At 59.7% G+C, this 5,595-nt stretch carries 6 protein-coding genes; 4 read left to right on the plus strand and 2 right to left on the minus strand.

What is annotated here, in order from left to right; genetic code table 11:
- The 4 genes from pilB to coaE form a co-directional block, all read left to right on the plus strand.
- On the plus strand, positions 1-1,698 hold a 1,698-nt coding region (gene pilB, locus PK789_RS11280), incomplete at its 5' end, for a type IV-A pilus assembly ATPase PilB (RefSeq protein ID WP_324308900.1).
- Between the two features lie 11 nt (positions 1,699-1,709).
- Entirely contained in the window at positions 1,710-2,978 is a 1,269-nt protein-coding gene (locus tag PK789_RS11285) for a type II secretion system F family protein (RefSeq protein ID WP_324308901.1), read from the plus strand.
- A 16-nt stretch (positions 2,979-2,994) separates the two neighbouring features.
- Positions 2,995-3,858 (plus strand): prepilin peptidase, encoded by an 864-nt coding sequence (locus tag PK789_RS11290; protein WP_324308902.1) that lies wholly within the window; start codon positions 2,995-2,997, stop codon positions 3,856-3,858.
- Positions 3,855-4,499, plus strand: a complete 645-nt coding sequence (gene coaE / locus PK789_RS11295; RefSeq protein WP_324308904.1) for a dephospho-CoA kinase — start codon at positions 3,855-3,857, stop codon at positions 4,497-4,499. Before PK789_RS11290 ends, coaE begins: the two co-directional genes overlap by 4 nt.
- On the opposite strand, the gene mutT is transcribed toward coaE, so the two are convergent.
- Together mutT and PK789_RS11305 are read right to left on the minus strand one after the other, a co-directional pair.
- Positions 4,442-4,831, minus strand: a complete 390-nt coding sequence (gene mutT / locus PK789_RS11300) for an 8-oxo-dGTP diphosphatase MutT (protein ID WP_324308906.1) — start codon at positions 4,829-4,831, stop codon at positions 4,442-4,444. The genes coaE and mutT overlap by 58 nt on opposite strands.
- Positions 4,832-4,869: 38 nt before the next feature.
- On the minus strand, positions 4,870-5,595 hold a 726-nt coding region (locus tag PK789_RS11305), incomplete at its 5' end, for an SEC-C metal-binding domain-containing protein (RefSeq protein ID WP_324308908.1).

The raw sequence follows: 5,595 nt of genomic DNA on the forward strand, positions 1-5,595 counted from the left end.
ATGGGCATCACCGGCATCGCCCGCCGTCTGGTCATGGACGGGGCGCTGGACGAGGCTGTCGCGCGCAAGGCGATGGACGCCGCCACCGCCGAAAAAACACCGCTGGCCATGTATCTGGTGCAACACCGGCTGGCCACGCCGGCGGCGTTGGCGGCAGCCAATTCGGTCGAGTTTGGCATGCCCATCGTGGATGCACTGGCGATCGACCCGGCACAATCGGCGATCACCTTGGTCAAGGAAGAGTTGCTGCGCAAGCATCAGGTCTTGCCACTGTTCAAGCGTGGCAACCGCCTATTTGTGGGCACCTCAGACCCCACCAACAATCAGGCCCTGGAAGAACTCAAATTCCACACCAATCTGGCGGTAGAGCCCATCTTGGTGGATGCCGATCGCATCAAACGCTGCCTTGACTTGTGGCTGGAGGCGGCTGAGGCGCTGGCCGCCGACATGGATGATGCCGACGGACTGGAGGGGCTGGAGGTCAGTGGTGGCGATGAGGACTTCTCCAACGATACCGGGGTGGATGCCAGCGGCGAAGACACCCCGACTGTCAAATTCATCAATAAGGCTTTGGTGGATGCCATCCGCAAGGGCGCATCCGACATCCACTTCGAACCTTACGAAACCGAGTACCGGGTGCGCTTTCGCATCGACGGCATCCTGAAGATTGCCAAGAAAGTACCGGTGAAACTGCATGCGCGCATCGCCGCGCGCCTCAAGGTGATGTCGCAATTGGACATCGCCGAAAAGCGTGTGCCGCAGGATGGGCGCATCAAGCTCAACCTCAGCAAGACCAAGCAAATCGACTTCCGTGTCAGCACCTTGCCTACGCTGTTTGGGGAAAAGATCGTGCTGCGCATCCTGGATGGCAGTGCCGCCAAGATGGGCATCGATAAATTGGGTTATGAGCCGGTGCAGCAAAAACTGTTCTTGGATGCCATCCACAAGCCGTATGGCATGGTGTTGGTGACCGGCCCGACGGGCTCGGGCAAGACCGTGAGCCTGTACACCGCGCTGGGCATCTTGAACGACGAAACCCGCAACATCAGTACCGTGGAAGACCCGGTGGAAATCCGCCTGCCCGGGGTCAACCAAGTGCAGCAAAACGCCAAACGCGGCATGACCTTTGCCGCCGCCCTGCGCAGTTTTCTGCGTCAAGATCCCGACGTGGTGATGGTGGGCGAAATCCGTGACCTTGAGACCGCCGAGATCGCGGTCAAGGCCGCGCAAACCGGCCATATGGTGTTATCCACCCTGCATACCAATGACGCTCCGCAGACCATTTCGCGCCTGATGAACATGGGCATTGCGCCTTACAACATCACCAGTTCGGTCAGCCTGGTGATCGCCCAGCGCTTGGTGCGCCGCCTGCACGACTGCAAGCGTGCCGTGCATTTGCCTGAGCACGCGCTACTGGCCGAAGGGTTCACCGCCGATGAGGTGCATGCAGGCATCACCGTCTATGAGGCGGTGGGCTGCGAGGACTGCACCGAAGGCTACAAGGGCCGTGCTGGCATCTATCAAGTGATGCCGATGAGCGAGCAAATTCAGCAAATTGTGCTCGCCGGTGGTAATGTGCAACAGATTACCGAGGCGTCCTTGCAGAGCGGCGTCCGCGATTTGCGACGCTCTGCGTTGGACAAGGTGAGACAGGGGGTCACCAGCCTCATCGAGATCAACCGCGTCACCAAGGATTGAAGGGGAGCTTCATGTCCGCTCGTAGAGCTGCGATCAGCAAGGCCAGGGAAAAAGCCGAATCCCGTCGGTTGAACCCACTGGAAGAATTCGTCTGGCAGGGCCGCGACAAGCGCGGCAAAGAAATGAAAGGCGAGCAGTTGGCGCGCACCGCCAATCTGCTGCGCGCCGAGCTGCGCAAGCAGGGTATCAACCCGACCATGGTCAAGCCCAAGCCCAAGCCGTTGTTTGGCGGCAGCGGCAAGAAAATCTCACCGCGCGATATCGCCGTGTTTAGCCGGCAAATTGCCACCATGATGAAGTCCGGCGTGCCCATCGTGAATGCGCTGGAAATCATCGGCGGTGGCAACAAAAACCCAAACATGAAGAAGATGGTCAATGGCCTGCGTAATGATATCGAAGGCGGCGCGTCCATCTACGAGGCCATGAGCCAATACCCGGTGCAGTTCGACGAGCTGTATCGCAACTTGGTGCGTGCCGGCGAATCTTCGGGTGTCTTGGAGACCGTGCTGGACACCATTGCCAATTACAAAGAAAACTTGGAAAGCATCAAGGGCAAGATCAAGAAAGCGCTGTTCTACCCCGCCGCCGTGATCGCGGTCGCTATTTTGGTCAGTGCGGTACTGATGGTGTATGTGGTGCCAATTTTCAAAGAAACCTTCAGCAGCTTTGGTGCAGACCTACCCGCTTTTACCAGTCTGGTCTTCGGCATTTCTGACATTCTGGTCAAATGGTTCTGGCTGATTGGCATCATTGTCGCCGGTGCTGTTGGCTTCTTCATTTACACCTACAAGCGCTCAGACAAGCTCAAGCACACCGTGGATCGGATGATGCTCAAGCTTCCCGTGATTGGCAAAGTGCTGAACGAATCGGCGATTGCCCGCTTTGCTCGCACCTTGGCGGTGACCTTCAAGGCCGGTGTCCCCCTCGTGGAAGCCCTGGACAGTGTTGCTGGTGCCACCGGCAGCATGGTCTATGAGCAGGCCGTCATGAAGATGAAAGACGACGTGGCGGTAGGCTACCCGGTCAATGTGGCGATGAAGCAGGTCAACCTGTTCCCGCATATGGTGGTGCAGATGACCGCGATCGGCGAAGAGGCCGGCGCACTGGACACCATGTTGTACAAAGTCGCCGAGTTTTATGAGGAAGAAGTCAGCAACACCGTGGATGCATTGTCCAGCTTGATCGAACCGATGGTGATGGTGATCATCGGCGGCTTGGTGGGCTCGATCGTGGTGGCCATGTACCTGCCGATCTTCAAGATCGCGATGACGGTGATGTAACGGGAATCGCGACGTAATGGCCTTTCTTGATGCACATCCCGGCCTCGGCTACCCCGCCGCGGCCGGGCTTGGTTTGTTGGTGGGGAGTTTCCTGAATGTGGTGATCTTGCGTCTGCCACGCCGGATGGAATGGCAGTGGAAGCGTGACGCCCGCGAGATTCTGGACGAACCCGAACTCTACGACCCGCCACCGCCAGGCATCGTGGTAGAAGGCTCGCATTGCCCTGTTTGCAAAAAGCCCCTGCACTGGTACGAGAACATCCCCGTATTCAGCTGGGTGCTGCAAGCTGGTAAATGCCGGGGCTGCAAGACCCCGATATCAATCCAATACCCACTGGTCGAATTGATCACCGGGCTATTGTTCTTGGCCTGTGTCTGGCAGTTTGGATTTGGCTGGAAGGGCTTTGGCGCCATGCTGTTGACGGGTTATCTGGTCGCCCTGTCTGGCATCGATTTTCGAACCAAATTATTGCCCGACCAACTGACCCTGCCTTTGCTGTGGCTGGGCATGGTGGCGGCCGTGGAAAACCTGTACGTCGGGCAGAAATCCGCGATGCTAGGGGTGATGGCGGGCTACCTCAGCCTGTGGTCGGTGTACTGGGTGTTCAAGCAGCTCACCGGCAAGGAAGGCATGGGGCACGGCGATTTCAAACTATTGGCCGCGCTGGGCGCGTGGACGGGCTTGGCGGGGGTGCTGCCCACCATCTTGCTGTCGTCGTTCATCGGGGCCGTCGTTGGCTCGATTTGGCTGGCCATCAACGGCCGCGACAAAGCCACGCCCATCCCATTTGGCCCGTATCTGGCCTTTGCCGGCTGGATCAGCTTTTTCTGGGGCAAGGACTTGGTGGGTGCGTATCTGCGATTTGCAGGGCTGGCTTGAGCGGCTTCATCCTTGGCCTGACCGGCGGGGTCGCTTCGGGCAAAAGTACCGTTGAGGCCTGCTTTCGCGCCTTGGGTATCTGCGTGGCGGATGCCGACCAAGCGGCGCGCGATGCGGTGGCGGTGGGTAGCGCGGGGTTGGCGGCGGTGGTGACGGCGTTTGGCACGGCAGTGCTGGCGGCGGATGGCGGTTTGGATCGTGCCGCGATGCGCCAACGGGTCTTTGCCGATGCCGCAGCGCGCGCGCAATTGGAAGCCATCGTGCATCCGCGCGTGCGTGCCAGTCTGCATGCTGCCTGCGTCTCCGCAAGCAGCCCTTATGCCATCGCATCGATACCACTGCTTGCCGAAGGCGGCGGTCGCAGCGCCTATCCGTGGCTACACCGCATCCTCGTGGTGGATGCCCCCGAGCAGGTGCAGCTTGCCCGCCTGCTGCGCCGCGATGGCATCGACCCAGCACTGGCGCAGGCGATGCTCCACGCGCAAGCCACCCGGCAACAGCGCCTGGCGATTGCGGATGATGTGCTGGTCAATGCCGGGCCGCTGGCGGCGATCAACGCGCAGGTGACCGCATTGGACGCGCTTTATCGCGGCCTCAGCAAGGCCTCCACCACCGGCAAATCCGCCGGCGGCATCGGGTAATCACGCAACGCCTGCGGCAACACCCAAACCAGCGCCTGTCCTTCCATGCCCTGCGGTTGGCCGCTGTAGCTGACTTCACGTACATCCAGCAGCAAACATCTGCCCGGACTGTCCAGCCGCACGCAAATGAGTGCCTCGCCAACGCTGGCTTCCACACCCAATTCTTCGCGCAATTCACGCACCAAAGCTTGCTCGGGCGTCTCCCCCGGCTCGAGTTTGCCGCCGGGAAACTCCCAGAGATTGGCCAGCTCGCGCCCTTCGGTGCGTTGAGCCAGCAACACGCGGCCATCTGCATCACGCAAGATGGCGGCGACGACGTGAAGCTGCTTCATTTTCATCAGGATGCGCCCCGCTCCGGGGCGCATCCCCCTTACGCAAGCTGCCCGTGGCAATGTTTGAATTTTTTGCCGCTGCCGCAGGGGCACGGGTCATTGCGACCGACCTGGCCGGATGCCAGTGCCTGCTGCACGCGGACGTCTGCGGCTTCTTCGTCGGCACCCAAGCCGCCCATATCGGGGTGCTGGAATTGCATCTGCCGCGCCATGGCATCGGCACGCGCGCGCTCTTGCGCTTCGGCAGCGGCCACTTCTTCTTCGCTGCGAACACGTACCCGCGCCAGCAGCGAAATCACTTCGCGCTTGACCTTCTCCAGCAACTCAGAGAACAACTCGAAGGCTTCTTTCTTGTATTCCTGTTTGGGCTGCTTTTGCGCATAACCACGCAGGTGGATGCCTTGCCGCAGGTAGTCCATGCGCGCCAAGTGTTCTTTCCAGTTTTGATCCAGCACGTTCAACATCACGTGTTTTTCCAGCATGCGCATGGTGTCGCCGCCGGTTTGCGTTTCTTTATCAGCAAACAGGGTTTGGATGGCAGTTTGCACATGCGTCAAAATCTGCCCTGCGTCCAGTTCTTCCTGGGTTTTGTGCAGGCTAACTAGATCCATTTGCACGCCAAATTCGGCGGCTAGCTCCGCTTCCAGGCCAGGCAGATCCCATTGTTCGTCCACCGAATCAGCCGGCACGAAGCGCTGCACCATGTCGGCGATCACATCGCTACGAATACCGTCGATGTTGTCCTTGACGCTGGCCGCTTCCAG

This window comes from Thermomonas sp. (genome assembly GCF_035369645.1).
Lineage (GTDB): Bacteria > Pseudomonadota > Gammaproteobacteria > Xanthomonadales > Xanthomonadaceae > Thermomonas.

Coding starts and splice junctions, on each gene's coding strand:
- PK789_RS11285 (WP_324308901.1), top strand. CDS start 1,710: ATGTCCGCTCGTAGAGCTGCGATCAGCAAGGCCAGGGAAAAAGCCGAA.
- PK789_RS11290 (WP_324308902.1), top strand. CDS start 2,995: ATGGCCTTTCTTGATGCACATCCCGGCCTCGGCTACCCCGCCGCGGCC.
- mutT (WP_324308906.1), bottom strand. CDS start 4,831: ATGAAGCAGCTTCACGTCGTCGCCGCCATCTTGCGTGATGCAGATGGC.